We start from the raw sequence: 711 nt of genomic DNA on the forward strand, positions 1-711 counted from the left end.
GAAGTGACACAAGCGGGTATTTTGGAGGCACAACGACGCCAATCCAGTTTAAATCTGCTTGCTTGTCTGTTTGATGGTTTACGTTTGTACCGCAAGCGGCAAGGTAAGATTATTTTGCATCTTATCCAGAATTACTTGTCCGATGGTCGTTTGGTACGGATATCTGGTGAGGAGAATGCGCAATATATTCCATTGACGCGTGAAGAAGTAACGAGTGTCGAGTATGATATTGTAGTTGATGATGCGCCAACCAGCCCGAATGAGAAAGAGCGCACCTTCGGTATTATCACACAACTGCTTCCATTGCTTCAAAATGCCATTACGCCGGATATTATGCTTGATCTACTTCGTTATTCTCCATTGCCGGCGTCATTACTCAATCGTGTCAGTGAGAAGTTCCAACAGCAACAAATGGCACAACAACAGCAGATGGACCCCGAGCAGGAAATGAAGTTGCAGGAAAAGCAGCAAGATATTGCGGCTAAAAGTCAGATGCAACAGATGGATTTACAAGGCAAGCAGATTGAATTGGTTATGCGTCAAAAGAGAGCAGAATTGGAAGCGGAATTGATGCAACAGAAGCATGAGCTTGAACGGGAGCGTATTCTTAATGAACGAGCGCAAAATCAAATCATGCGTGAAAGAGCGGCAACATACAGAGGAAGAAGCATTTGAGAGAGGTTAGAGAATGAATGCAGAAATGAACGAAGC

The 711-nt window shown here is 44.2% G+C and carries 1 pseudogene; it reads left to right on the top strand.

From position 1 onward, the window contains the following. Window positions 1-675, top strand: a pseudogene (locus ACFILW_RS10480) (phage portal protein); the annotation flags it as partial. Window positions 676-711 lie beyond the last annotated feature (36 nt).

The sequence above is a fragment of the Bartonella sp. TT110JLCBS genome (genome assembly GCF_042193405.1).
In the GTDB taxonomy this organism is placed as follows: Bacteria; Pseudomonadota; Alphaproteobacteria; order Rhizobiales; family Rhizobiaceae; genus Bartonella.